1 protein-coding gene is annotated in these 250 nt (G+C 66.4%); it reads left to right on the top strand.

The window, feature by feature from the left end; translation table 11 throughout:
- Nucleotides 1-250: hypothetical protein (locus ACZYYX_RS29490; protein ID WP_463818377.1), on the top strand; the 250-nt coding region annotated here is incomplete at both ends.

The raw sequence follows: 250 nt of genomic DNA, 5'->3' as shown, positions 1-250 counted from the left end.
CGGTGTTCACCGAACACGACACCGGCTTCGCCCAACACATCCTGGCCCCCGACACCGGTGCTCCGGTCGAGGTCCTCAACGACGACGGCACACCCCTCGATGAGCAGATCGAGCGGCTCACCGCCCACCGGTTCGACCTCAGTAGTGAGACACCGCTGCGCATCACGATCCTGCGCCACCCCGACCGCACCACCACCGTGGTGCTGCTGCTGCACCACATCACCACCGACGAATGGTCGGACGCACCCCT

The organism is Mycobacterium sp. IDUB_1 (assembly GCF_055419625.1).
The sequence above is the reverse complement of the archived record's forward strand: the minus strand, read 5'-3'. Positions and strand labels throughout refer to the sequence as shown.